The sequence below is a fragment of the Roseibium aggregatum genome (assembly GCF_017309185.1).
In the GTDB taxonomy this organism is placed as follows: Bacteria; Pseudomonadota; Alphaproteobacteria; order Rhizobiales; family Stappiaceae; genus Roseibium; species Roseibium aggregatum_B.
This window is the reverse complement of the sequence record NZ_JAEKJZ010000008.1, coordinates 161,971-186,291: the sequence shown is the minus strand read 5'-3', so window position 1 is coordinate 186,291 and position 24,321 is coordinate 161,971. Positions and strand designations below refer to the sequence as shown.

The 24,321-nt window shown below is 60.8% G+C and carries 19 protein-coding genes; 17 read left to right on the top strand and 2 right to left on the bottom strand.

Annotated elements, in window-relative coordinates; translation table 11 throughout:
- The first annotated feature begins 123 nt into the window (after nt 1–123).
- From JF539_RS26325 to JF539_RS26290, 8 genes are all read left to right on the top strand, one after another.
- Nucleotides 124–549 carry a hypothetical protein gene (locus JF539_RS26325; protein WP_207144200.1) on the top strand — a complete coding sequence of 142 codons (426 nt, stop codon included), beginning with the start codon at nt 124–126 and terminating at the stop codon, nt 547–549.
- Between the two features lie 360 nt (nt 550–909).
- Complete coding sequence (locus tag JF539_RS26320; protein WP_207144199.1) at nt 910–2,400, top strand: 4-hydroxyphenylacetate 3-hydroxylase N-terminal domain-containing protein; 1,491 nt, start codon at nt 910–912, stop codon at nt 2,398–2,400.
- Nucleotides 2,401–2,479: 79 nt separating this feature from the next.
- Nucleotides 2,480–2,884 carry a nuclear transport factor 2 family protein gene (locus JF539_RS26315; protein WP_207144198.1) on the top strand — a complete coding sequence of 135 codons (405 nt, stop codon included), beginning with the start codon at nt 2,480–2,482 and terminating at the stop codon, nt 2,882–2,884.
- A gap of 6 nt (nt 2,885–2,890) precedes the next feature.
- On the top strand, nt 2,891–4,357 hold the full coding sequence (locus JF539_RS26310) for an amidase (RefSeq protein ID WP_207144197.1): 1,467 nt from the start codon (nt 2,891–2,893) through the stop codon (nt 4,355–4,357).
- Nucleotides 4,354–5,661 (top strand): amidase, encoded by a 1,308-nt coding sequence (locus tag JF539_RS26305; protein WP_207144196.1) that lies wholly within the window; start codon nt 4,354–4,356, stop codon nt 5,659–5,661. Before JF539_RS26310 ends, JF539_RS26305 begins: the two co-directional genes overlap by 4 nt.
- On the top strand, nt 5,661–6,767 hold the full coding sequence (locus JF539_RS26300; RefSeq protein ID WP_207144195.1) for an AbrB family transcriptional regulator: 1,107 nt from the start codon (nt 5,661–5,663) through the stop codon (nt 6,765–6,767). The genes JF539_RS26305 and JF539_RS26300 overlap by 1 nt, the downstream gene beginning before the upstream one ends.
- A gap of 1 nt (nt 6,768) precedes the next feature.
- Nucleotides 6,769–7,296 carry a flavin reductase family protein gene (locus tag JF539_RS26295; protein ID WP_207144194.1) on the top strand — a complete coding sequence of 176 codons (528 nt, stop codon included), beginning with the start codon at nt 6,769–6,771 and terminating at the stop codon, nt 7,294–7,296.
- 35 nt (nt 7,297–7,331) lie between these two features.
- Entirely contained in the window at nt 7,332–8,375 is a 1,044-nt protein-coding gene (locus JF539_RS26290; protein WP_207144193.1) for a 2,5-dihydroxypyridine 5,6-dioxygenase, read from the top strand.
- Between the two features lie 84 nt (nt 8,376–8,459).
- Here JF539_RS26290 and JF539_RS26285 read toward each other — a convergent pair whose 3' ends face one another.
- Complete coding sequence (locus JF539_RS26285) at nt 8,460–10,904, bottom strand: GcvT family protein (protein ID WP_207144242.1); 2,445 nt, start codon at nt 10,902–10,904, stop codon at nt 8,460–8,462.
- Nucleotides 10,905–11,213: 309 nt separating this feature from the next.
- Between JF539_RS26285 and JF539_RS26280 the strand changes: the two genes are divergently transcribed.
- From JF539_RS26280 to JF539_RS26270, 3 genes are all read left to right on the top strand, one after another.
- The gene (locus JF539_RS26280; RefSeq protein ID WP_207144192.1) at nt 11,214–12,017 is read left to right on the top strand and encodes a DeoR/GlpR family DNA-binding transcription regulator; all 804 of its coding nucleotides are present in this window, start codon (nt 11,214–11,216) and stop codon (nt 12,015–12,017) included.
- A 306-nt stretch (nt 12,018–12,323) separates the two neighbouring features.
- Nucleotides 12,324–14,747 (top strand): GcvT family protein, encoded by a 2,424-nt coding sequence (locus tag JF539_RS26275; protein ID WP_207144191.1) that lies wholly within the window; start codon nt 12,324–12,326, stop codon nt 14,745–14,747.
- A gap of 10 nt (nt 14,748–14,757) precedes the next feature.
- The gene (locus tag JF539_RS26270) at nt 14,758–15,687 is read left to right on the top strand and encodes a phosphotransferase family protein (RefSeq protein WP_207144190.1); all 930 of its coding nucleotides are present in this window, start codon (nt 14,758–14,760) and stop codon (nt 15,685–15,687) included.
- 78 nt (nt 15,688–15,765) lie between these two features.
- Here JF539_RS26270 and JF539_RS26265 read toward each other — a convergent pair whose 3' ends face one another.
- Nucleotides 15,766–16,542 (bottom strand): inositol monophosphatase family protein, encoded by a 777-nt coding sequence (locus JF539_RS26265; RefSeq protein WP_209017611.1) that lies wholly within the window; start codon nt 16,540–16,542, stop codon nt 15,766–15,768.
- 234 nt (nt 16,543–16,776) lie between these two features.
- On the opposite strand from JF539_RS26265, the gene JF539_RS26260 reads away from it, so the two are divergent.
- From JF539_RS26260 to JF539_RS26235, 6 genes are all read left to right on the top strand, one after another.
- Entirely contained in the window at nt 16,777–17,718 is a 942-nt protein-coding gene (locus tag JF539_RS26260; protein ID WP_207144189.1) for an ABC transporter substrate-binding protein, read from the top strand.
- 72 nt (nt 17,719–17,790) lie between these two features.
- Entirely contained in the window at nt 17,791–18,819 is a 1,029-nt protein-coding gene (locus tag JF539_RS26255) for a quaternary amine ABC transporter ATP-binding protein (RefSeq protein ID WP_207144188.1), read from the top strand.
- Nucleotides 18,816–20,849 carry an ABC transporter permease gene (locus JF539_RS26250; protein ID WP_207144187.1) on the top strand — a complete coding sequence of 678 codons (2,034 nt, stop codon included), beginning with the start codon at nt 18,816–18,818 and terminating at the stop codon, nt 20,847–20,849. Before JF539_RS26255 ends, JF539_RS26250 begins: the two co-directional genes overlap by 4 nt.
- Nucleotides 20,846–21,721, top strand: a complete 876-nt coding sequence (locus JF539_RS26245; RefSeq protein ID WP_207144186.1) for a choline kinase family protein — start codon at nt 20,846–20,848, stop codon at nt 21,719–21,721. Before JF539_RS26250 ends, JF539_RS26245 begins: the two co-directional genes overlap by 4 nt.
- A 255-nt stretch (nt 21,722–21,976) precedes the next feature.
- Nucleotides 21,977–23,119, top strand: a complete 1,143-nt coding sequence (locus JF539_RS26240) for a CaiB/BaiF CoA transferase family protein (protein WP_207144185.1) — start codon at nt 21,977–21,979, stop codon at nt 23,117–23,119.
- A 27-nt stretch (nt 23,120–23,146) separates the two neighbouring features.
- Nucleotides 23,147–24,316 (top strand): acyl-CoA dehydrogenase family protein, encoded by a 1,170-nt coding sequence (locus tag JF539_RS26235; RefSeq protein WP_207144184.1) that lies wholly within the window; start codon nt 23,147–23,149, stop codon nt 24,314–24,316.
- Nucleotides 24,317–24,321 lie beyond the last annotated feature (5 nt).

The window sequence follows — 24,321 nt, the reverse complement described above, 5'->3', positions numbered from 1 at the left end:
ATAAAACACCTGCCATTAAAGTATATTTACTTTTCATGCTGTTCCCCTTTGTTGAGATTTCAAGCTTTACATTATTTTTTATTTATTTTAGGTCTGTAAATAACGAAAATTGAAGGGTGATCTATGAAAAAGATCTTGTTTGTTTTTCTGATGGTTCTCTCCGGGTCCGGCATCGCCGTGTCTTCGGAGGATCTCGGTCACGGATCCGATGGCCTGACGGAGGTTCCGCTGGACATCGCCAACGCGGGTGAGGAAGCCATGGCCTGCAAGGTCAGTCTGGCGCATTGGTTCTCCGAAGAAGTCGGTCGCGCGGCTCCGGGCGAACAGGTGTTTGGCGCGCTTTGGTCGGATTCCGACAGCGGCACCGTCTACTACCTCAACGGCTCCGGAGACCGGATGCCGGTGGAACGGTTTTGGTGTGGTCCGGCTGGCCGCACCTGGAAAAACCGTTTCGAAATTTCTCTCGATAGAAAGGCCGGTAAAATGGTTGAGCCAATTCAGCTGAAATGTTCGGAAACAAAGACCGGATTTTCCTGCGTGGCCGGTTGAGCTGCACTGCGATGCACTTTTTCGAGCCTTTGCAGGTTCTGCCCAACCTGAGGCTCTGGCGATCTGTTTTGAGAGCAAGTGAATGAAAATCATGTACTTTCTCTAAAGTGAGCAGAAGCGCCGGGAGCGCTTCTATCGCCAGGGAGCGGCTATTTGCATCAACTATAGTCAGGCACATAATTTGGTCAACAAAAATCAACCAAAAAAAATGGTTGATTTTTTTTGGTTGGAATGCGTAGCCTTGAAACAGATGTTCGCAGGTGCGTTCGAGCGCCGCGGAATCGCGAAGAACAAACGGCGCAACGCCATTCCAGTGGGTTTACGGCAGGCCCGTCCGGGTCGGTTTTTAGGAGCAGCAGTATGGACGCATCAGTGTCGAAAATGTCGGAGGCCGTCACCAAGCGGTTGAAAACAGGCGAGGAATTCAAGGCCTCCCTCGACGACGGCCGCCAGATCTGGGTTGGTGGCAGAAAGCTGGACAAGGTCACCGACGAGCCCGCGCTGAAGGCCGGTGTCGACCTGATCGCCTCCATGTTCGACGATCAGTTCACCGAGGAACATGCCGACGAGACGACCTATCTGGAGCCGGCCACCAACGAGATCGTCAGCCGCGCCTGGCAGGTGCCGACCACGCCGGAAGAGCTCGCCGACCGGCGCAAGATGATCGAATACACCAGCCTCAAGACCGCGGGGACCTTCGGCCGTCCGCCGGATCTTTCCCCGGCCATCGTCGCGGGCCTGATGGCGCACCGCGCGGCCTTCAAGGAAAAGAAATCGATGATCGACGGCTGCTCGCCGGATTTCGTCGAGAATATCGAAGCTTACATGGAGTTCGGACGGACGAACAACCTGACCGCCTCCGAAAGCCTGGCCGGTCCGCAGACCGACCGTTCAAACCCGAAAGCGGCGGAAATGGCCTTTCTCCGGGTCAAGGAAGCGCGCGCGGACGGTATTGTCGTGTCAGGCGCCAAAACCGTGGGCTCCATCGCCGCCCAGGCCAATGACATCTTCTTCACCAACCTCGGCGGCCTGACCACGACGCCGCCCGAGGCCTGCATCTGGGGCGCCGTGCCGATCAACACGCCGGGCATCAAGATGATCTCCCGCGAGATGGTCTCGCAGCCCGGTGCCGACAAATTCGATCATCCGATTTCGTCCATGGGCGAAGAAGCCGATCAGTTCATCATCTTCGACAATGTCTTCGTGCCCAAGGACAAGATCTTCAACCTCGGCGATCCCACCGGCATGTCCTGGTACGGCCCGGTCTGCGTCTTCGCGCACTGGCATGTTCTGACCCGCCTGGCGGTCAAGGCGGAACTCTTTGTCGGCGCTGGCCAGATGGTGCTCGACGTCCTCGGTACCGGCAAGATCCCGGCCGTGCAGCTGATGCTGGGCGAACTCATCGAATACGCCCAGACCCTGCGCGCCTTCGTCATCGCCGCGGAAGCCCAGGCCACCCTGACGGAAGCCGGCGTGCTGACGCCGGACGTGTCGATGCTCACCGCCGGCCGTCTCTACTCGATCGAGAACTATCCCAAGATCATTCATGTCCTTCAGGAAATGTGCGGTCAGGGTCTTGTCATGCGCTTCGGCAAGGACGCTTTCGAGAACCCGGAAATCGGCCACTATCTGGCGGATCTTCTGCCCGGCCATGGCGTTTCGGCCATGCAGAAGGAGCTTCTGATGAACTTCATCTGGGATATGACGACGGGCAGCCTCGCCGGCCGCGTCGCGCTGTTCGAAAACGTCAACGCCAGCCCGGCGCCGCGCCTGCGGGCGCGCCTCTATGATGAGGTCAACCGCGAAGGCTATGTCTCCCAGGTGAAAAAACTGGCCGGCATGGACTGGTAACAGCGGCTCGGAGACGGCGCCCGGTGCGCCGTCTTCTCTTCCATCCTGTTCTTCTCAAAATACGGTTTCCGATTTAGCCATGTCTGACATCGACCGGATCGTCAGCGCGTTTTACAGCGCCTACAACGCCCATGACGCTCATGCCGCCACCGAGCTCTATACGAGCGGGGGCTGGCACGAGGAAATAGCCATGGGCGGCCGCCGGGCGGGCCATGAGGCCCTGCGCGCGGGGCTCGAAGGCCTGTTCCGCATGTTGTCGGACGTTCGCTGGCAGGAACGGCAGCGGATCCGGTCCGCCGAGAGCGTCGTCGTCAGTTACGAGATGACCGGTACCTTCACCCCGAAGCCGAAAGAAAACGATGCCCGTCCGGCGCCGCGCAGCGTCAGGCTGCCCGGTGTCCATGTGTTTGAGTTCTCGGACGGACATTTGCAGGGGACCCGGGACTATTGGGACAAGTCGCTTTTCCTCAGCCAGATCGCGTAAGAGCAGATGAAGATTTCAGACTATATCCAGTATGACGCCCTCGGCCTCGCCGGGCTCGTCAAGAGCGGTCAGGTGAGCGCGCAGGAGTTGTTTGAGGCGGCGGTTCGTCAGATCGAGGCCTTGAATCCCGTTTTGAATTGCGTGGTTCACGCGCATTTCGACCTTGCTCAAGCCGCGCTGGACGCGGGGTTGCCGGACGGTCCGTTCTCCGGGGTCCCCTTCCTGATCAAGAACACCGGGCTCGACGTCGAGGGCATGCTGCTGTCCACCGGATGCGACCTGTTCCGGGACATGGTGTCCGCGCGCGACTGCACCCTTGTCGACCGCTACAAGAAGGCTGGGCTGGTCATTCTCGGCAAGTCCAATACGCCGGAATTCGCCTTGAGTTTCGCGACAGAGCCCCAGGCCTTCGGCCCGACCCTCAATCCCTGGGCCTTGGATCGTGGTCCCGGCGGGTCTTCCGGCGGGGCGGCCGCCGCTGTGGCCGCCGGGATCCTGCCCTTTGCCAATTCCTCCGACGGAGCCGGGTCGACCCGCCTGCCCGCCGCTCATACGGGACTTTTCGGCTTCAAGCCCAGCCGTATGCGCAATCCGCTGGGTCCTGTCGCGGTCGAGGCGATCGCCGGCATGTCGACACCGCACGCGCTGAGCTGGTCCGTGCGCGATAACGCGGCCCTCCTCGATGCGACGGCGGGAGCCGACGTCGGCGATCCCTACGGCTGTCCGGCGCCGGAAACCACCTTTCTCGAAGCAAGCCGCAGAGATCCGCGTCCCCTGAAGGTCGCCATGACCCTGAAGTCACCGGTTGGAACCCCGGTGGATCCCGAGATCCTTGAAAGGACACGCGAGGCCGCGCGATTGCTGGAAGACCTCGGGCACACCGTCGAGGAAGTCGACGACGCGGGTTATGACGCTTACGCCCTGAAGGCCGCCTGGCGGGTGATCGCCGGCGTGAATGTGGCACCGGCCGTGGCCGCGAGAGGCAAGGTGCTGGGGATCGACGATCCGGCCGCCCGGCTGGAACCGGTCAATGCCGAATGGGTTCGCGAGGGTGCGGGAAAGACCGGCACGGACTATCTCGCGGCGGTAAACCAGCTGCACGCGACGGCGCGTGCCCTCGGGCACTTCTTTACCCGTTACGATATTCTCCTGACCCCGACGACGGGCGAATTGCCGCCCAGGATCGGCGAGATGGCCGGTGTCGGAACCTCGCTTGATGCTTTCTACGACCGCTTCTGGTCTCACGGACCTTTCACTTGCGCCTTCAATGCGTCCGGGTGCCCGGCCATGAGCGTTCCCTTTGGCCTGTCTTCTGGGGGATTGCCGATCGGCGTCCATTTCGGCGCCGCTTATGGTCAGGAAGCGCTGCTGTTTTCGCTGGCAGGCCAACTCGAGCGCGCCAGACCCTGGTCTGCCACGCGCCCCGCCCTCAATGAGGCCGGCTCTGCGGCCGAAAGCGGAGTCGCCGAATGACGTCCGAAACCGCCACATCCATTTTGAAACTGAGTGCCCGGGATACGGCGCGCAAGGTGGCGACGGGAGACCTCAGGGCCGTCGACGTCGCTGCGGCTTTTCTGGAGGTCTGCGAAGCGCGCGAGCCGGCCGTCCAGGCCTGGAAGCACCTGTCGGCGGAAGAGGTCCTCGCCGAGGCGACTCGTTTGGACGAAGCCGGAGCCTCCGGCCCGCTTGCCGGCGTCACCGTCGGGGTGAAGGATGTCATCGACACGAAAACCATGCCGACCGGATACGGTTCGGAGATCTACGAGGGATTCTATTCCTATTGGGACGCGCCCTGTGTCGTCCTGTCCCGCTCCGCCGATGCCCTGATCATGGGCAAGACCGTCTCCACCGAATTCGCCATGTCCCATCCGGGCAAGACGCGGAACCCATATAACCCGGAACACACACCGGGAGGGTCTTCCAGCGGCTCCTGCGCGGCGGTTTCCGCCGGGATGGTCCATGTCGCCTTCGGCACCCAGACCGCCGGATCGATCGTCCGTCCAGCCGCCTATTGCGGCGTTACCGGCTACAAGCCGACCTTCGGCACACTGGATGCTTCCGGAGTGAAGGTCCTGTCCCATAATCTCGATACGCTCGGCCTGATCGGCCGGGACGTGCGCGACGTCGCCTGGGTCACGGCGCAAGTCGCCGCACGGCCGGGGCTCGAGGTCCAGGGAGAACCGGCAAAACCCGTCGTGGGCCTTTTCAGGACCTCCCGCTGGGAGCTTGCGGAACCTGCCGCCGTCGCGGCGATGGAAACCGCGGAGCGGCGTCTGAAGGATGCCGGCGTCACGGTCAGGGTCGTTGAGGTGGCGGACGGGTTCGACCGGCTGCACCAGGCCCATCACGGGATCATGGGCTGGGAAACGACCCAGGCGATTGCCTACGAACGGCTGCACCACTGGGACCGGCTCGGCGGCAACACGAAGGACTTTCTGACCCTTCTCGGGACCGCCACGCTGGACGACTATGAAGCGGCGAAGGCGGAGGTGATCCGACAGCGCGAAACGCTCCATGGATTGATGGACGGCCTCGATGTGCTTGTGACACCACCGGCGCCCGGAACCGCGCCGGAAGGTCTGTCGGTCACCGGCGCACCGGTCTTCAACACGCCCTGGACCACGATGCAGGTTCCCTGTCTCAGCCTGCCGGTGGAGCTTCACGGCGGATTGCCCACCGGAATTCAGGTGGTCGGACGCTACGGCGAGGACAGCAGGATGCTCTACGCGGCGGCCTATATCGAGGCGGTGCTCGGCTTTTCGGACAGGCTCTATTGATGGTGTTCCCGCGCGATGGTGTCCTGACGGAGCGAAGCTACCTGCAGCAGATGGCCGGCTGGGGGGGGCTGCTTTCGCTCGCCGCCGTCTTGTGGTTTTTGCTGTCTCTTCTGCAGTTTCCCGCTTCGGCTCTGCTGGGGTCGATGATCGCGGGTATCGTCTTCGGTATCAACGGCTCGGGCATGGCCATGCCACGTCCGCTCTACCGACTTGCCCAGGGCTTCGCCGGGGTCTTCATCGCGCGCAGCATGACGCCGGACGTTCTCATAGATGCGATGGCCTATTGGCCGCTCTTGATCCTGGTGACCGCGCTCACTCTTATCGTTTCCTTCGCGGCCGGCTGGGGGATCAACCGGCTCGGCAAGGTCCCGGCTTTGCCGGCCATTCTCGGCAGTCTGCCGGGCATGTCGGGCGCAATGGTCGTCATCGCCCTGGAACGGGGCATCGACGGCCGTGTCGTGGCGCTCATGCAATATGCCCGCCTGGCATCCGTTATCCTCGCGGTCTCGCTGATCTCCCATTTCGGGGCGGGTGAAGCCTCCATCGAGTTGCTTTCGCCGGAAGCGGGGCCCGAGTCCCCCCTGTTTCCGCTCCTGATTTCGGCCGCGATCGCTTGTCTCGGCATTCCGCTCGGGCGGCTCACGTTCATTCCCGCCGCCTCCATGCTCGTTCCCCTCATCATCGGCTCGGTCCTGGAAGCCAGCGGCAGCTTTCATATCGTCCTGCTCGACGAGGCGATCGGCCTGACCTTCGCGATCATCGGCCTGGAGATCGGGCTCAAGTTCACCAAGGCCACGCTGATCAAGGTGATCGGCTATGTTCCGGTCATCCTGGTGTCCTGCGTCGCCCTGAACCTCGCGGGTCTCTTGCTCGGCGGACTTTTGATGCTGTTCCTGCCGGTCGATCCGCTGACCGCCTTCCTGGCGACGGCGCCCGGCAGCATCGAGACGGTTGCGCTGGTCGCGGTCGCCAGCCATGCGCAGGTGCCCATCGTGCTGACCTTCCAGACTGTCCGCCTGTTCGTTGTCGTCCTGCTGGGGCCTTACATCATGGAGCAACTGGCCAAACTGCCGATCTGGCACAGGGTTTCAGAGGAGGAGCTTTGACGTGACATCTCCCGTGCGCAAACCAGCCGTTTCCGAAACGCCGCCTCCCGCCGGTACCGTTGACGCCTTCAAGAGCGCCATGCGCGTGTTGGCCTCCGGCGTGTCCGTCATCACCGCCGGTGCAGGCGACGGCCGCAGGGGCGTGACCGCCTCCGCGGTCTGCAGCGTCACCATGGAACCGCCCACCCTGCTTGTCTGTGTCAACCGGGCCGGGGAAAGCTATGAGGCGATCCGCGAGGCGGGATCGTTCTGCGTCAATCTTCTGGGAGGCGACGGCGAGGCCGCGGCGCTCTGCTTCGCCGGTCAGACCGAGCACAGAGGCGTCGAGCAGTTCGCGCCGTTTTCCTGGACGTCCCTGAAGACCGGAGCGCCCGCCCTGGAGGGCGCGCTCGCCAATGTCGATTGCGAAATCTCGGACACGATCGACAAGGGGACGCACGCGGTGTTTTTCGGAACCGTCCGCGAGGTGCGCGTCCGTGAAGGCACAGCCGCCCTCGTCCATTTCAATCGAAGCTTCACATCGGTCTAGCCGATGTTCCCCTTCCCATAGCCGGAGACGTGAAAATGGCCATTAGCGATGCAGACCTTGTGATTGCCTGGAAGCAGGTGCTGGAAATGTGCCGGGTCAAGGACGGAGAGCAGATCGCCATCCTCACCAGTGACGATTCCAATCCCCAGATCGTGCGCACCTGCCGCATCGCGATCGCGCAGCTCGGCGGTATCCTGACCATGATCAACCTGCCGCCGATCAATGGCGAGAAGGCCCTCAGCCGGGACAAGTCCGGCTATGTCGGCAAGACCCCGCTCGCCTTCAACACCGCCGCACTGGCGGGCCTGATGGCCGCCGACATGATCATCGACACGATGCAGTTGCTTTTCTCCAAGGAACAGGAAGACATCCTGAAGACCGGCACGCGTATCCTGCTGGCGGTCGAGCCGCCGGAAGTGATGATGCGCATGCTGCCGACCGCGGAGGGCAAGACGCGGGTTCTGAATGCCGAGAAACTCATGTCGGCCGCCAGGGTCATGACGGTCACCTCCGACGCCGGCACCGATTTCACCTGCAGTCTCGGACAGTATCCGGTTCTGACCCAATACGGACTGGCCGATGAAGCGGGCCGCTGGGATCATTGGCCGAGCTGCTTTGTTGCCCGTTGGCCTGATGAGGGATCCTCCAACGGGACCATCGTCATCGACCAGGGCGACATCCTGCTGCCCTTCAAGATGTATGCGCGTGAAAAAGTCACTCTGACGATCAGGGACGGTATCGTGACCGACATCGACGGCGGGTTCACGGCCGAATACATGCTGCGCTTCATGGAAAGCTTCAACGATCCGGCCGCCTTCGCCATGGCCCATGTCGGCTGGGGTCTGGAGCCGCGCGCGCATTGGACGACCCTCGGTCTCTATGACCGGGAGGCCGGTCTCAGCATGGATTCCCGCTCCTTTGCCGGCAACTTCCTCTTCTCCACGGGACCGAACACGGAAGCTGGCGGCGACCGGGATACGCCGTGCCACCTCGATATCCCCTTGCGCGGCTGCTCCCTCTCCCTGGACGGCGAACCCATGACGGTGAAGGGCAAGGTGGTGCGCGCGGACCAGCAGTAGTCCGATCAGGGCCGGTCCGTGTTCGTTGCGAGGAAAGGCGTGTTATCTGACAGGCATTGAGGGGTCACACCCTACTGGCAGGTCTCAGGCCTTCACCTTTTCCATCTTTGGATCGTAAAGCGGAGCGAGCGAGACGCTGCAGGAGAAGCGCTCCGTGCCGACTTCCAGCTCATACGCGCCTTCCTTGATGTAGTCCGCGGTAACGCCTTCGGGGTTGCGGATGTAACCCATGCCGATCGATTTGCCGACGGTGTGACCGAACCCGGCCGAGCTGAGCCAGCCGACGCGTTCGCCGTTGCGGTAGATCGTTTCGCGGCCGAGCAGGATGACATCCGGGTCTGTGACGAATGTGGCCATCTTCTTCTTCACACCGTTCCCGCGCTGTGCCTCGACAGCGGCACGGCCTTTGAAGTCGATGTTCTTCTTCAGCTTGACCGCCCAGCCGAGGCCTGCCTCGTCTGGTGTGTGATCGGGACCGATGTCGGAGGCCCAGGCGCGGTAGCCTTTCTCGAGGCGCAAGGTCTCGATCGCCCGGTAGCCGGCGTTGATCAGGCCATGTTGCTTGCCCGCTGCGTGCAGGGCTTCGTAGACGGCAATCGCATATTCCACCGGGACATGAAGCTCCCAGCCGAGTTCGCCGACATAGGTAACCCGCAAGGCGGTGACCGGGCAGCCTGCGATGCCGATGACCTTCGCCTTGCCGAACGGAAAGGCTTCATTGCTGACGTCGTCCCGGGTCACCGCGCTCAGAATGTCACGCGCCCTCGGCCCCATCAAAGACAGCACCGAATTGGAGGAGGTAATGTCGACCAGCTGGGCGTTCATGCCCGCGGGTATATTGCGCGAAATCCAGTCGAAATCGTGCGTGGCGAAGCCTGTGCCCGTAACGATGTAATATTCGTCGGTCTTCATCCGTACCACCGTCAGGTCGCACTCGATGCCGCCCCGGTCATTGAGCATCTGGGTATAGACGAGGCTGCCGACTGGCTTGTCGACATCGTTGGATGCAATCCAGCTCAGGGCATCGCAGGCATCCGGACCCTTGAGGACGAATTTTGCGAAGGACGTCTGGTCGAAAAGCGCGGCGGCTTCGCGACAGGCCTTGTGTTCGCGTCCCACCGCGGCGTGCCAGTTCGGTCTCTGGAAGGTGTAGATGTCGCCTTGCTGTTCGCCGCCGGCAACGTCCGCGTACCAGTTGGGTCGTTCCCAGCCGAGCTTTTCACCGAAGACCGCACCGTCGGCGAGCAGTTTGTCGTAAAGGGGCGACTTGCGGCAGGGGCGCGCCGAGTGATGTTCCTCCGACGGCCAGGCCATGGTGTAGTGCTTGCCGTAGGCTTCGTAGGTGCGCTTGCGGATCCAGTCCTCGTCGAAATGCGGTCGGCCGAAACGACGGATGTCGGCGGGCCAGAGATCGAACGGCGCTTCTCCGTTCCTGACCCATTCCGCGAGGGCCATGCCCGCGCCGCCGCCCGCGGCGATGCCGAAGGCGTTGAAACCCGCGCCGACAAAGAAATTGCGCTGTTCCGGTGCCTCGCCGAGAATGAACATGCCGTCGGGAGTAAAGCTTTCCGGACCGTTGATCAGTTCCTTGATCCCGGCGGTCTCGAGCGCCGGTACGCGGCCGAGCGACAGTTCCATCAGCTGTTCGAAGTGGTCGAAATTGCTGTCCAGAAGCGTATAGTGGAAGCCCTTTGGAATGCCGTCCTTCGCCCACAGGATCGGGTTCGGTTCGTAGCCGCCCATGACCAGACCGCCGACTTCCTCCTTGTAATAGGTCAGCCGATCGGGGTCGCGCAGCGTCGGCAGGTCGGCGTCCACACCTTCAATGCGCTCCGTCACCATATACTGGTGCTCGACGGGAACGAGCGGAACGTTCACGCCGTATCGCTTGGCAAAGACCCGGGTCCATTGCCCGCAGCAGGCGACGACCTTTTCACACTCGATACGGCCGTGCTCGGTTTCAACACCCTTGATGATGCCGTCCTGGATATCGACGGAGAGCACCTTGGTGTCCTCTAGGATCTTTGCGCCGTTCATCCGGGCTCCGCGTGCGAGGGCCTGCGTGATATCCGAGGGGTTGGCCTGGCCGTCGGTCGGAAGGAAAGCCGCGCCGACGAGGTCGTCGATATTCATCAGCGGCCAGAGATCGAGCGCTTCCTTCGGAGTGAGCAACTGCATGTCCAGGCCGAAGCTGTGTGCGGTCGTTGCCTGACGCTTGACCTCGGTCCAGCGCTCTTCGGAGCAGGCGAGCCGCAGGCCGCCATTCATTTTCCAGCCGGTCGCCAGACCCGTCTCCTGCTCGAGCTTGTTATAGAGGTCGATGGAATACCCAAGCAGCTGGGTCACATTCGCGTTCGAGCGCAACTGGCCGACAAGGCCGGCGGCGTGAAACGTGGTGCCGGACGTCAGCTTCTTGCGTTCGAGAAGGGTGACCTCGACCCCTGCTTTGGCAAGGTGATAGGCCGTGGAGCATCCAACGATACCTCCGCCGATGACAACGACTTTTGACGAAGAGGGGATCTCGCTCATGGGGTCCTCATTTTTAAACGGGCCGTTCTCGACCGGGGCCTTCTGTTCACGCGCATGCTCATCCCAGGCACTGCCTTTCGAAGACAGGAAACGGGGTACGCCCTTGGAATCCTTGACGATCCACAGTTTGATCGCCATTAAATCCACAATTGCCATGCAAATATGCACACAATACCCCAAAAGTCCACATAACGGCTATGTGATTATGTTGTTTCGTGTGAAGTCGATCTGAAATCCACAGCAGCTGTGGCCTTGCGTGGAGTTTTCTCTTAGTTTGGCGGACCGGTTTGTTGGTGGAGAATGACTCGAATGGAACCCTATGCGAACCATACACAGAGGCAGATCCTCAACGAGCTGCGCAAGGCCGGTGGCCTTCAAAAGGTTAGCGTCCTCGCCGAGGTCCTGGATATTTCCGGCGAAACCGTCAGGCGAAACGTCAAGCGGCTGGTTGATATGGGTGCTGTGGAGAAGTCCCACGGCAGCGTTCAGCTCGTTGACGAACATGAGCAGGAAGAGGGCAATCTTCAGGAGCGCCTGAGCCTGAACGAATCCGCCAAGAAGCGGATCGCGGCCTATGTCGCGACGATGATCCCCAACGAAAGCTCGTTGTTTCTGGATATCGGCAGCACCACGGCCTATATCGCAGATGCGCTGCGAAGCCACCGCAAACTGATGATCGTGACCAACTCGGTCTATGTGGCCTACCGGCTTTCCATGCGCAATGACAACCGCGTGTTCATGGCTGGCGGCGAATTGCGCGGCGAGGACGGCGGTGTGTTCGGAGTGGATGCGATGGCCTTCGTCGCCAACTTCAATACAGATTTTGCCATTTTGTCGACGGCAGGGGTCGATGCACAAAACGGTTTCACGCTGTTCGACCTGGAAGAGGCCATCTTCTCTCGACATATCATGGAGAAGTCGGGCACCCGGATCATGGCTTGCGATTCCAGCAAGTTCGAGCGCGAAGGGCCGGTGACGATCGGGGACCCGGCGTTGGTTGATCATCTGGTAACGGACGCGATGCCGACGGAAAACCTGAAAACGGCATTGCAGAACTGGGGCGTGGAATTTCATCTCACCGACCAGCCCAGGACCCCACTATCCTCTTTTTGACTTTTCAGGCGGCGCTTTTAAGCGTGCCTGACGTGACCGGGCGCGAACAGTCACATGGGCGGGGATTGCATCCCCGGCCATGCTGTCATGCCCGGGTGTGAAGATATGGCTTCGCACATTTTTCTTTTCCCCATTCGCCTTTGCGCCGCTCACTCAGGTTTCTTTGCCTTCTGAGTGAGGTGGTCCAACAAGGCTCATTTCCACAAAAGTCGACTTTTTATGTTGAAATATGTGGAATTCATCTGATTATTGGGGTCAAGTCTTCTTGATTGAAGGCCAGCGCATGCAATCAGCGAGGATATGTGAATGAGCCGGTTTGAAACCAAGTACCTGATTATCGGTGGTGGCATCATAGGATGTTCGATTGCCTATCATCTGGCGAAAAACGGCGAAAAGGACGTCACCCTCCTTGAAAAGGCCAACCTGACCGAGGGCGCGACCTGGCATGCGGCCGGGCTTGTCGGTCAACTCCGGTCCTCGCGAAACACGACGAGAATGCTGAAGCGTTCCGTTGCCATGTACGACAGTCTCGAGGAAGAGACAGGCATGGCATGCGACTGGAAGAAGGTCGGCAGCCTGCGTCTCGCCGCGACCCGCGAACGCCTTTTGGAAGCCAGAAGGCTGACCACGATGGCGCGCAGCTTCGACCTTGAAATGCACATGATTTCCGCTGAAGAAGCGAAGAGCCTGTTTCCCTATATCGATGCCAGCGGCCTTCAAGGCGCGGCTTATATTCCCTCCGACGGGCATGTCGACCCGGCCAGCCTGACACAGGCGATCGCCTCAGGCGCCCGTATGCATGGCGCGACGATCAAGCAGGGTGTCAAGGTCGAGGACTTCGAGGTCACGGAGGGCCGGATCACCAAGGTGATGACGTCGGAAGGTGAGTACACCGCCGACGTCGTTGTCATGGCCGCAGGAATGTGGAGCCGTGAGCTTGGCGCGAAACTCGGGATACGGGTGCCGGCCTGTGCGGTGGAGCACCAGTATATCGTTACCGAACCACTTCCGGATGTGGAACTGGTCAAGCGTTTGCCGACCCTGCGCGACCCGGAACGGCTGGTTTACTACAAGCCGGATGCCGGTGGGCGCCTGGTGATCGGCGGGTATGAGGAAGGCACGCTCCCCTTTGGCGACAAGGGCATTCCCGGTGAGTTCGTTCGCCAGTTGCTGCCCGACAACCTTGACCGTTTCGGACCGCTGGCCGAACTTGCCGCCGAAGTTACACCCATCCTCAACGAGGTCGGTATCCGGACGGTCATCAACGGGCCGATTCCGTATTCGGCGGATGGCGATTTTGTTTTGGGCTGGGCCCCGGAAGTCGAGAACCTGATGATGGCAACCGGCTTCCTTTATGGAATTGCCGCCGGGGGCGGCGCAGGCGAGATGATCGCCGAATGGATCACCGAAGGAAAGCCCAGTCTCGATCTGTGGCCGCTCGATATCCGGCGCTTCGGACCGCATCACGGCACCAAGGCCTTCATGTATCCCCGGGCTGTGGAACATTACGCGCACCATTACAAGATGCGCTATCCTGGCCAGGAGCACGGCAGTGCACGCGAGTTGCGGCTGTCGCCGCTCTACGCGATCCTGAAGGAGCGCGGCGCCGTCTACGGTTCAAAGAACGGCTGGGAAAGGCCGCTGTGGTTCGCACCCGAAGGAGTCGAACCTGTCGACCAGCTCGATTTCCTTGAGCCGGGCTGGCACAAGTATGCCGCCGAAGAGCATAAGGCTGTGCGCGAAGGCGTTGCCCTGATCGACCAGTCGAGCTTTGCCAAGTTCGAGATTTTGGGTCCAGGTACACTCGATCTCCTGCAAAAGCTTGCCGCCTGCAACATGGACCGCCCTGTCGGATCGGTTATCTATTCGCAGCTCTGTAACGAGCGGGGCGGGATAGAGGCCGATCTCACGATCACCCGGCTCGGCAAGGAACACTTCTACATCGTCACGGGTTCCGGCTTCGGCACCCATGATGCCGACTGGATCCGCCGACACATGCCTAAGGACGGTTCGATCCAGCTGATCGAAATGACCTCGGCCCGGGCCGTCATCAACATCTGCGGCCCAAGGGCGCGCGACGTCCTGCAAAAGGTCTGCGAACAGGATGTGTCCAACAAGGCCTTTCCGTTCGGCACTTCGCAGGAGGTCGAGATCGGCGCCGCGCCGGTGCGCGCCGCGCGCATCGGCTTCGTCGGTGAACTTGGCTGGGAGCTGCATGTGCCGACCGAGTTCGGAGCACATGTCTACGCTCTATTGCGTTCCGCCGGTGAAGCTTTTGGGATCCGGGATGTCGGCTACCGGGCCATCGACAGCCTGCGGCTGGAAAAAGGCTATCTCTACTGGTCCGGTGATATCTCGCCCGATTACACGCCGATCGAGGCCGGTCTTGGTTTCCGAGTACATTTGAAGTCGGGTGGTGATTTCATCGGACGCGGCGTTCTGGAAATGCAGAAGACGGAAGGCCCGTCGCGCAAGCTCTGTACCTTCGTTACGGAAGCGAAGTTGCCGCTATACGGTGGGGAAACGATCCTTCACGAGGGCGAAACGGTCTCTCTTGCGACATCCGCCGGTTTCGGCCACACGGTGGGTAAGACCATTATCTTCGGATATCTTCCGTCTGCCCTGTGGGGGCAGGAAGTGTTCGAAGTCGAGGTGTTTGGTGACCGTCACGCAATCCAGCGTGTTGACGGGCCGCTCTATGACCCGGAGAACGAAAAACTGAAAGCCTGAAGGAGAACCGATGACGGAATATGCAGACAAGGTTGTTTCGGCACTTCGTAACGCGCCGGGGTTCAGCGATGTCCGGTTGGAGGACTGCACGATTACCCGGCTTGGCGGTATGACCAATCTGGTGCACCGGGTCGAGGCGCCTCAGGGGGACGTCATAGTCCGCATACCGGGAGAGGGGACCGAGGAATATATCGACCGGGCCGTCGAGCTGACCAACGCAAACGCGGCCTACTGTGCTGGCGTTTCGCCGGAGGTTCTTTGGGGGGATGCCAAGACCGGTGTCATGGTTTCGCGCACCGTGGACGGCATCACGACGATGACGCCGGAAATGTTCAAGAGCCTTGCCGGATCTCCTCGCAGGGCGGGAGTTGCGCTGGCGAAGCTGCATAATTCAGGCGAAAGCTTTGACTTCCGCTTCGAACTGTTCGCCATGATCGAAGACTATCTGAAGGTGCTTTCCACCAAGGATGTGGATCTGCCGGAAGGATATCACGACATCGTCAAGGCGGCTGAACCGGTCAAGGCAGCTCTTGAGGCCAATCCGGTTAAGCTTGCTCCGTGCCATTGCGATCCTCTTTGCGAAAATTTTCTCGATGACGGCGAACTAATGTGGATCGTCGACTGGGAATATTCCGGAATGAACGATCCGCTCTGGGATGTTGGGGATGTCGCGGTCGAGGCCGGCATGGATGCGGCCCAGGAAGCAGAGTTGCTGCAGGGATATTTCGGCAGGGAACCGACTGCTGCCGAAAAGGGCCGGGTCGTCATCTACAAGGCGATGTGTGATCTGCTTTGGACCCTTTGGGGTCTGATACAGCATGCCGACGACAATCCGGCGGAAGATTTCTGGGCCTATTCGGTGGAGCGCTTCGAACGCTGCAAGACCCTGATGCAAAACCCTGATTTCGGGACCCATGTTCAGGCGGTCAGCGCTGGCTGATTTCTTTTTCTTCCCTTTTGAATGAAAGTTCCCCTAGAGGTACAGCCTGAGTGCTGTACCTCCTTTTTCTTTGCAGTCTCAGACGTTCAGGATTTCGAGCATCTGGTCCCGGAGGGCCGGGGTCGCAGCGGTGATGACGCGTCCATCGGAGCCAAGGCTGAGGGCGTTTCCGTTCCAATCGCACATGATGCCGCCGGCTGCCTCGACAAGGGCAACGAGCGGCAGGTAATCGTAGGGCTCCAGACCGCAATCGACGACAAGGTCGATCTGCCCGGAGGCGACCAGCGCATGCGGATAACAGTCATAGGCCATGCGCCGGGTATGCCCGACCATGCATAGGCGTGCGAAACGCTCCGGGGAGGCGGCGTTCAGCTTCTCGGCTTCGTTGATGTAGACCATCGCGTCTTGAAGCTTTTCAGTCTTGCGGCAGGCTATGGGCGCGCCATTCAGTGTGGCGCCGATCCCGGCAGCTCCCACATAGGTCTCTTCGAGCGCAGGCATGCGGACAAGGCCGATTTGAGGTTGCTTGTCCTTGTAGCGGCCAAGCAACATGCCAAAGAGAGGGTTTCCGGTAATGAAGGAACGGGTTCCGTCGATCGGGTCGATGATCCAGATCGCGGAAGCATCGAGGTTTTCGGTGCCGTATTCTTCGCCGAAGATGCCGTCGCCGGGAAAGGCTTCGGACAGTTTGTCGCGAATGAAGGCTTCCGTTTTTCTGTCGGCAATTGTCACCGGGCTGTCGTCGGCCTTGGCCTCCAGATCCAGTTTCGCGCGGAAGTACTGCATCGGAAAGCGGCTGGCTTGAGAAGTTATTTCAATGGCTTGCTCAACAATGGAGTTTACGTCCCTGTCCAATTTCGCTTCCCCTTGAAAAGGTGGTTGCCGTTGGTTTGTACAACGGCAGGTGTGCATTGCAGCAAATCTGATATCGATGAAGATATGCGAAACCAGCGCAAACAGCCACATGAATTGCGCATATTTCCACGTGGAGTGTTGGCTTTGTGTTGCATTTTGTGGAATCGTTGGTACGCTTTTCTTTCCGGTCGATATACGGGTCGGACAAAGACCAAACAGTAGGGAACAACTTCAATGGCGCGTAAACTCTTGGCGGCGGCAGCCGCATTGTCCACGTTGACGTTACATACTGCATTCGCGGAACCGGAATCGACCGATCCGATCAAGCTGACCACCCACGACTGGACCGGGCAGCTGATCACGACGACAATCATGGGTGAGGTTCTGAAAAAGGCCGGATACAATGTCGAATATGTCCAGGCCGACTACATCGCGCAGTTTGCCGGCCTGAAAACGGGCGACCTCGATGTCGCCATGGAGATCTGGGAAACCACCGGTCGCGAAGCCATGGATGAAGCGACGGCATCGGGCAAGGTCGTGAACCTGGGTGAAACCGGAATGAACGCCATCGAGGAATGGTGGTATCCTTCCTACATGGAAGAGGTCTGCCCCGGGTTGCCGGACTGGAAAGCTCTCAACGACTGCGCGGAAGAGTTCGCGACGCCCGAGACCGCACCGCTTGGTCGCTACCTTGGCGGCCCGGTGACCTGGGGTGGCTTTGACGATGAGCGCGTGGAAGCGCTCGGCATGGATTTCGAAGTCGTTCATGCCGGGACCGATGCGGCCCTGTTTGCGGAACTTGAATCGGCCTATCAGCGAAAGGCGCCGATTGTGCTCTGGCTCTATGAGCCGCACTGGGCGCCGGCCAAGTATGAAGGCAAGTTCATCGAGTTCCCGCCGTATTCGCCGGAGTGCTACAACGATCCCTCCGTCGGCATCAATTCTGACGCCGCCTATGATTGCGGCAAGCCGACCGGTCCGATCTGGAAAGTCGCCTGGGAAGGTGTCGAAGGCAAGTGGCCGGGCGCAGCCAAGGCGATCAAGGCCTTCACCATCGGCAACCAGGACATGGGCGCCATGGTTGCGAAGGTGGACCTCGACGGCAAGTCGGTCGATGAAACGGTTGCCGAGTGGATGGATGCGAACAAGGATACCTGGAGCAGCTGGATCCAGTAACCGGAAGTCGCGGCGGTGCCGGGAACGGTGCCGCCGCCCTTGCATTTGAAGACCTCTTGACCGGAGTAGGCGATGGAGCGCCCAGTCATTCTGGATTGCCGCGGAGTATGGAAACTCTATGGGCAAAACCCCCGGGAATTTCTTACGCGCCACAATGGCGCGCCGTCGGATCAGGATCTGGCGGACAACAGAATCATTGGTGCGGTCCGCGACGCGAGCGTGAAAATCCGGAAGGGAGAGATCTTCGTCATCATGGGCCTGTCCGGCTCGGGCAAGTCGACCCTGGTGCGCTGTCTGTCGCGGCTGGTCGAACCGACAGCGGGAGAGATCAGATTCGAGGGGAGCGATCTCCTGTCGATGAGCGACGAAGAGCTGATCCATGTCCGGCGCAAGAAGATGGGAATGGTGTTTCAGCACTTCGCGTTGTTACCCCACCTGACCGTGCTTCAGAATGCCGCCTTTCCACTCGATGTCCAGGGCGTCGACCGCAGGACCCGCGAGGAGAAGGCGCGCCAGATGATCGAGATTGTCGGGCTGACCGGGCGTGAGGATTACTATCCGCGCCAGCTCTCGGGCGGCCAGCAGCAACGTGTCGGTATCGCGCGGTCCCTCGTTGCCGATCCGGATCTCTGGTTCCTGGATGAGCCTTTTTCGGCGCTTGATCCACTCATTCGCCGGGAAATGCAGGACGAGTTCCTGCGCTTGCAATCCATGCTGCATAAAACGATTGTGTTCATCACCCATGATTTCGAAGAGGCGATCCGCCTTGCCGACCGGATTGCCGTCATGAAAGACGGGCGAATTGAGCAAACCGCCACCCCGGAAGAACTCGTTCTGCGGCCGGCGACACCCTATGTCGAGGAATTTACCCGCCATATTCCGCGGGCCAAGGTGATGAAGCTGCGTTCCGTCATGTCGCCCGGAGTTCCCGAGGCCAGTTATGCCGGCGAACTTGCGGGCAGCCTGACGGTCGATGCCGCGATCGAACAGATCGATGGAGCCGCCCATCCGTTCAAGGTCGTCGACGAGGAGGGCACGGCCATCGGAACGATCGACGCCCGCGCCGCCATCGACGTCATGATCGGCCGGATAAGCGCATGAGCGAGGGGCTCGTTACGCAGGTAAAGCCGGCGACGGTACCCGGAGGCCTTCTGACTGCGTCCAGGGTCTTCTGGATCGGTCTTTTCGCTGTGACCTGGGTGCTCTCCACATGGTCGTTCGCGCTTTACAAGGCGTTGGACGCACGCTGGATCATCCGGTTCCCGAAAGCCTACGAGCTCCCCCTGGAAGGCTGGATTTCCGATGCGATAAACTGGCTCGTTGACGATTTGAGCTTCGGCTTGTTCACCTTTCGCGACGTGACACGGTTCATTTCAGCCCTGATCGAGGCACCGTACGATTTCGTGCGCGATTTGCTCATAGACGGCTTGATGCTGGGTCAGGGACAGCAGGCGGTCGAAATTCTGGCACCGCTGAGCTGGATCGCGATCATTGCGATCATGGTCGGTCTGGCTCTCTATGCCCGGGACAGGACCCTGGCGCTGCTGGTAGGGGGGTGTTTTTCCTATCTGGCCGTTTTCGGTCAGTGGGAAAGCGCCATGATCACGCTCTCTTCGGTGCTCATCGCGGTCCCGCTCGGTGTCGCCGGCGGGCTTGCGCTCGGCATCGCCGCCTACAGGTCTCACAAGTTCGAAAGTATGCTGCGTCCGGTCCTCGACCTGATGCAGACAGTCCCTGTATTCGCCTATCTCGTACCGATTCTGGTCCTGTTCGGATTCGGCCCCGTGGCCGCCCTTATCGCGACGGTCATTTACGCAATGCCGCCGATGGTGCGCATCTCGACCGTGGCGCTGCAGACCGTGCCCGAGGAGGTCATCGAGGCCGGCCACATGGTCGGCTGCAGGCCGCGCCAGCTGATGTGGAAGGTGCTCATACCGTCAGCCATGCCGATGCTCATGGTCGGTGTGAACCAGGTTATCATGCTGACGCTCAACATGGTGATCATCGCGTCGATGATCGGTGCGGGCGGCCTTGGCTACGACGTCCTGGCCGCGCTGCGCCGCCTCGATATCGGCGGAGGCATCGAGGCGGGACTTGCCATCGTGGTCATGGCCATCGCGCTCGACCGTCTCAGCCAGGCCTTTTCCGTCAGCCAGGTACGCGCCCATCCCGATCCGAAGCTTCTCTTCTACCGGCGTTACCCCCGGTTCTCGACCGTTGCCGCCATCGTTGTCGCAACGACGCTTGCCGGGATGTTCGTTCCAGCGATCCAGGAGTATCCGGAAAAATTCACGATCACGACCGGGACGTTCTGGAACTCGGCGATGGAATGGATCAACGTGAATTTCTTCGACGCCATCGAAGCCGTCAAAACGCTGCTGTTCAACGTGTTGCTGCTGCCCGTGAAGCGTTTCTTTGCAGGCATTCCCTGGGCGTGGGGCATCGTTGCCGTTGCGCTCGCCGCCGGACGGGTTGGCGGGTGGAGACTGGGAACGATGGCGGGGGTCATGACGGCCTTCATCGCCGCCTCGGGGCTCTGGCGAGAAGCGATGACGACGATCTATCTCTGCTCGGTCTCGGTGCTGATCGCCAGCCTGTTGGGCATTCCTCTCGGCATATGGGCCGGCCAGAGCGCGAGGGCCAATTCGGTGATCGGCGTGCTGATCGATACCCTGCAGACGCTGCCGAGCTTTGTTTACCTGATCCCGGTGGTTATGCTGTTCCGGGTCGGCGACTTCTCGGCGATTGTGGCCGTCGTTCTCTATGCTCTTGCTCCCGCCGTTCGCTTCGCCGCTCACGGCATACGCTCCATTGACGGCGAACTGATCGAGGCCGGAAAGGTGTCCGGTTGTACGGAACGCCAGATCCTCTGGCGGATTAAGCTCCCGCTGGCCGCGCCCTCCCTGCTTCTGGGGCTGAACCAGACCATCATGCTGGCCATCTCGATGCTGGTCATCACGGCGCTTGTGGGAACGCGGGACCTCGGCCAGGAAGTCTATATCGCCCTGACCAAGGCCAACACCGGGCAGGGGATCGTTGCAGGCCTGGCCGTCGCATTCATCGCGATCATTTCCGATCGCGTTGTCACGGCGCTCGCCCGCTCGTCGCAGGAAAAGCTGGGATTGAAATGACGCCACTTGACCAAGCCATCGCCAAGGCCCGGATTCTTCCCTGCTGGCAAGAACTGACAGACGTGGCGCCGCTCGAAGGCGGCATTACAAATGTCAATCTCGTCGCGACCGACCGGCGCGGCAAATACGTGGTCCGCTTCGGTGAGGACATTGTTGAGCACGGCGTCATGCGGTTCAACGAGCTGGCCATCAGCCGGGCGGCTGCCGACGCCCGGATCTCGCCGCGTGTCCACCATGCCGAAGACGGCATCCTGGTGCTGGACTACGTGGAGTCCGTGGCTTTGAAGGAAGACGATCTTCACGATCAGCAAACCCTTCTCGATGTCACGGACCTCATCCGCAAGGCCCATGTGGAGGTCACCCTGCAGACGCGCGGACCGGTCCTGACATTCTGGGTGTTTCACGTCCTGCGCGATTACGCGGCTTTCCTGAAGGCCCGCAATTCCGTTCATGTTTCGAAACTGCCGCTGCTGATGGAACAGGCCGGCCTGCTGGAAAAGGCCGTCGGCAAAGTCGATCTGTTGCTCGGCCACAACGATCTCCTGCCGGCCAATATCCTGCGGAGCGGAGACCGTTTCTGGCTGGTCGACTGGGAATACGGCGGCTACAACTCACCGCTCTTCGACCTCGGCGGACTTGCCACGAATTGCGGCCTTCCGCCCGAGGCGGAACATCTGATGCTTCGGCGCTATTTCGGCGCCGACCCGGATGCGGCCCTCATGCGAAGCTATGATGCGATGAAATGCGGTTCGCTGCTTCGCGAAACCATGTGGAGCATGGTATCGGAGATCACTTCGGACATCGATTTCGATTACGCCGCTTACACGAACGCCAATCTCGGAAAATACCGCCAGGCCTTCGATCGGCTCTGAGCGGCGAACTGAAAGGCCGGACTGGCCGCATGGGGATCCAGGCTTCGTACGTTCAGCCGGCAGGCCTTGCAAGGGAGGCCGGTGCGCGACGCACAAGCGCATGGACCGCCTTCACCCGAGCCGCGCGTGCCTGGACGTCCGCGAATTCCGCGTGTCATAGCCAAACCGAATAACACACCACGGATAGTGTTATTACCGAGGTCTGCCTGTTTCGTGCCAAATGGTCTCCTCTTCCGGATGACCTTGGAGCACTTCATGACGGACGACCTGAATGGCCTTTTGGTTGTTTCAATCGAACAAGCCGTTGCGGCGCCCTATCTGTCCGGGCGCCTGGCCGAGGCCGGTGCGCGTGTCATAAAGGTGGAGCGTGCGGAGGGGGACTTCGCCCGCGAGTACGATCATCTCGTTCACGGCGAGAGCGCCTATTTCGTCTGGCTGAACCGGGGCAAGGAATCCATCTGTCTCGACCTGCGCGACGATGAAGACAAGACGCTCCTCGAGGCGATGCTGAAAAAGGCCGATATCTTCATCCAGAATCTGGCGCCGGGAGCGGTCGACCGGCTGGGATTTGCCCCCGACCGGTTGCGCAGGGAAAATCCCCGGCTGATTACCGTAAGCATTTCCGGCTACGGCGAGGATGGGCCCTACAGCAAACTGAAAGCTTACGACCTGCTCGTGCAGGCCGAAAGCGGCCTGTCCGCAATAACCGGCAACGCGGCCAGCTCGGCGCGGGTCGGCGTCTCGGTCTGCGATATCGCCTGCGGGATGACGGCGCACGAGGCGGTTCTTCAGGCGCTGATCGGGCGCGCCCGCACCGGCAAGGGCCGGCACGTTTCGGCGAGCCTCTTCCATTCGCTCGCCGACTGGATGAACGTTCCCTACCTTCAGTTCGCCTATGGCGGAAAGTCGCCGGAACGCAACGGGTTGTCGCATCCGACAATCGCGCCTTACGGGGCTTTTTCAGGCAGCGACGGCAAGCAGGTCCTGTTTTCCATCCAGAACGAACGGGAATGGCTGAAGTTTTGCGAAAAGGTGCTCAAACTGCCGGATCTTGCCGCCGACCCCAGGTTCAACAGCAACTCCAATCGGGTGGCCCATCGCAAGGAGCTTGACGGCACGATCGAACGGGTGTTCGCGCAATTCCCGCGCGATGACTTGTCGGACATGCTGCATGACGCGGGCATTGCCTGCGGCAAGGTCAGCACGATGGAAGACCTGTCGCGCCATCCGCAGAACCGGTATGTCGAAGTCGACACGCCGACCGGCCCGGTGCGCCTGCTCGCGCCGGGAGCCCTCATGGACGGCGAAATGCCGAATTTCGGGCCCGTTCCGGCGCTCGGCGAACACTCCGAGCTCATTCGCGAAGAGTTTTCCTCCTTAAAAAGCGCGGCCGAGTGAGCCGCATCGAGAACAGGAAGTTTACCCTTGTCCCTACCGACCAGTTCGCCCGACCGGCATGACGATCTTCGCAGCGCGCTGCGTTCGCTTTGCGCCGACTACCCGGACGAATACCACCGCCGGCACGCGGCGAACGGTACCTATCCGGAAGAATTCATCGACGCGCTGACCCGCGACGGCTGGCTGGCCGCGATGATCCCGGAGAGCTACGGCGGGTCCGGTCTCGGTCTCGCCGAGGCCTCCATCGTGATGGAGGAGGTGAACCGTTCCGGCGGCAACGCGGGCCATTGCCACGGCCAGATGTACAATATGGGCACCCTGCTGCGCCACGGGTCGGACAGGCAGAAACGGGACTACCTCCCCGGGATCGCCTCCGGAGACCTGCGCCTTCAGTCCATGGCGGTGACCGAACCCACGACCGGAACCGACACGACCAAGATCAAGACGGTCGCGAGAAAACAGGGCGACCGCTACGTGGTCAACGGCCAGAAGGTCTGGATCAGCCGGATCGAGCATTCCGACCTGATGATCCTGCTGGCGCGCACGACGCCGCTCGAAGAGGTGAAGCGCAAGTCGCTGGGCATGTCGATTTTCATCGTCGACCTGAAGGACGCCATCGGCAAGGGCATGGAAATCCGCCCGATCAAGAACATGGTCGGACATGAGACCTATGAGGTCTTCTTCGACAATCTGGAGATCCCGGAGGAAAACCTCATTGGCGAGGAAGGTATGGGTTTCCGCTATATTCTCGACGGGCTCAATGCCGAACGGACCCTGATCGCCGCCGAGTGTATCGGCGACGCCTACTGGTTCCTGGAGAGGGCGCGGAATTACGCCGGCGAACGGGTCGTGTTCGGCCGGCCGATCGGCCAGAACCAGGGCATCCAGTTTCCGTTGGCGCGCGCCTATGTGAACACCGAGGCGGCGAACCTGATGCGCTTCGAAGCCTGTCGGCGGTTCGACGCGGAAGAAGACTGCGGAGCGCAGGCCAACATGGCGAAGCTGCTAGCGGCGGACGCCTCCTGGGAGGCGGGCAACGCCTGTCTCCAGACCCATGGCGGCTTCGGTTTCGCTGAGGAATACGACATCGAACGCAAGTTCAAGGAAACCCGGCTCTACCAGGTCGCGCCGGTCTCGACCAATCTGATCCTGTCCTATGTGGGCGAGCACCTGCTCGGCTTGCCCCGGTCGTTCTGAGGGCG

Excerpts from the sequence above, each read along its gene's own strand:
- JF539_RS26310 (WP_207144197.1), top strand. The coding sequence starts at position 2,891 with ATGAAGATTTCAGACTATATCCAGTATGACGCCCTCGGCCTCGCCGGG.
- JF539_RS26250 (WP_207144187.1), top strand. The coding sequence starts at position 18,816 with ATGAGCGAGGGGCTCGTTACGCAGGTAAAGCCGGCGACGGTACCCGGA.
- JF539_RS26255 (WP_207144188.1), top strand. The coding sequence starts at position 17,791 with ATGGAGCGCCCAGTCATTCTGGATTGCCGCGGAGTATGGAAACTCTAT.
- JF539_RS26305 (WP_207144196.1), top strand. The coding sequence starts at position 4,354 with ATGACGTCCGAAACCGCCACATCCATTTTGAAACTGAGTGCCCGGGAT.
- JF539_RS26270 (WP_207144190.1), top strand. The coding sequence starts at position 14,758 with ATGACGGAATATGCAGACAAGGTTGTTTCGGCACTTCGTAACGCGCCG.
- JF539_RS26300 (WP_207144195.1), top strand. The coding sequence starts at position 5,661 with ATGGTGTTCCCGCGCGATGGTGTCCTGACGGAGCGAAGCTACCTGCAG.
- JF539_RS26280 (WP_207144192.1), top strand. The coding sequence starts at position 11,214 with ATGGAACCCTATGCGAACCATACACAGAGGCAGATCCTCAACGAGCTG.
- JF539_RS26260 (WP_207144189.1), top strand. The coding sequence starts at position 16,777 with ATGGCGCGTAAACTCTTGGCGGCGGCAGCCGCATTGTCCACGTTGACG.
- JF539_RS26290 (WP_207144193.1), top strand. The coding sequence starts at position 7,332 with ATGGCCATTAGCGATGCAGACCTTGTGATTGCCTGGAAGCAGGTGCTG.
- JF539_RS26320 (WP_207144199.1), top strand. The coding sequence starts at position 910 with ATGGACGCATCAGTGTCGAAAATGTCGGAGGCCGTCACCAAGCGGTTG.
- JF539_RS26245 (WP_207144186.1), top strand. The coding sequence starts at position 20,846 with ATGACGCCACTTGACCAAGCCATCGCCAAGGCCCGGATTCTTCCCTGC.
- JF539_RS26275 (WP_207144191.1), top strand. The coding sequence starts at position 12,324 with ATGAGCCGGTTTGAAACCAAGTACCTGATTATCGGTGGTGGCATCATA.
- JF539_RS26325 (WP_207144200.1), top strand. The coding sequence starts at position 124 with ATGAAAAAGATCTTGTTTGTTTTTCTGATGGTTCTCTCCGGGTCCGGC.
- JF539_RS26285 (WP_207144242.1), bottom strand. The coding sequence starts at position 10,904 with ATGAGCGAGATCCCCTCTTCGTCAAAAGTCGTTGTCATCGGCGGAGGT.
- JF539_RS26240 (WP_207144185.1), top strand. The coding sequence starts at position 21,977 with ATGACGGACGACCTGAATGGCCTTTTGGTTGTTTCAATCGAACAAGCC.
- JF539_RS26315 (WP_207144198.1), top strand. The coding sequence starts at position 2,480 with ATGTCTGACATCGACCGGATCGTCAGCGCGTTTTACAGCGCCTACAAC.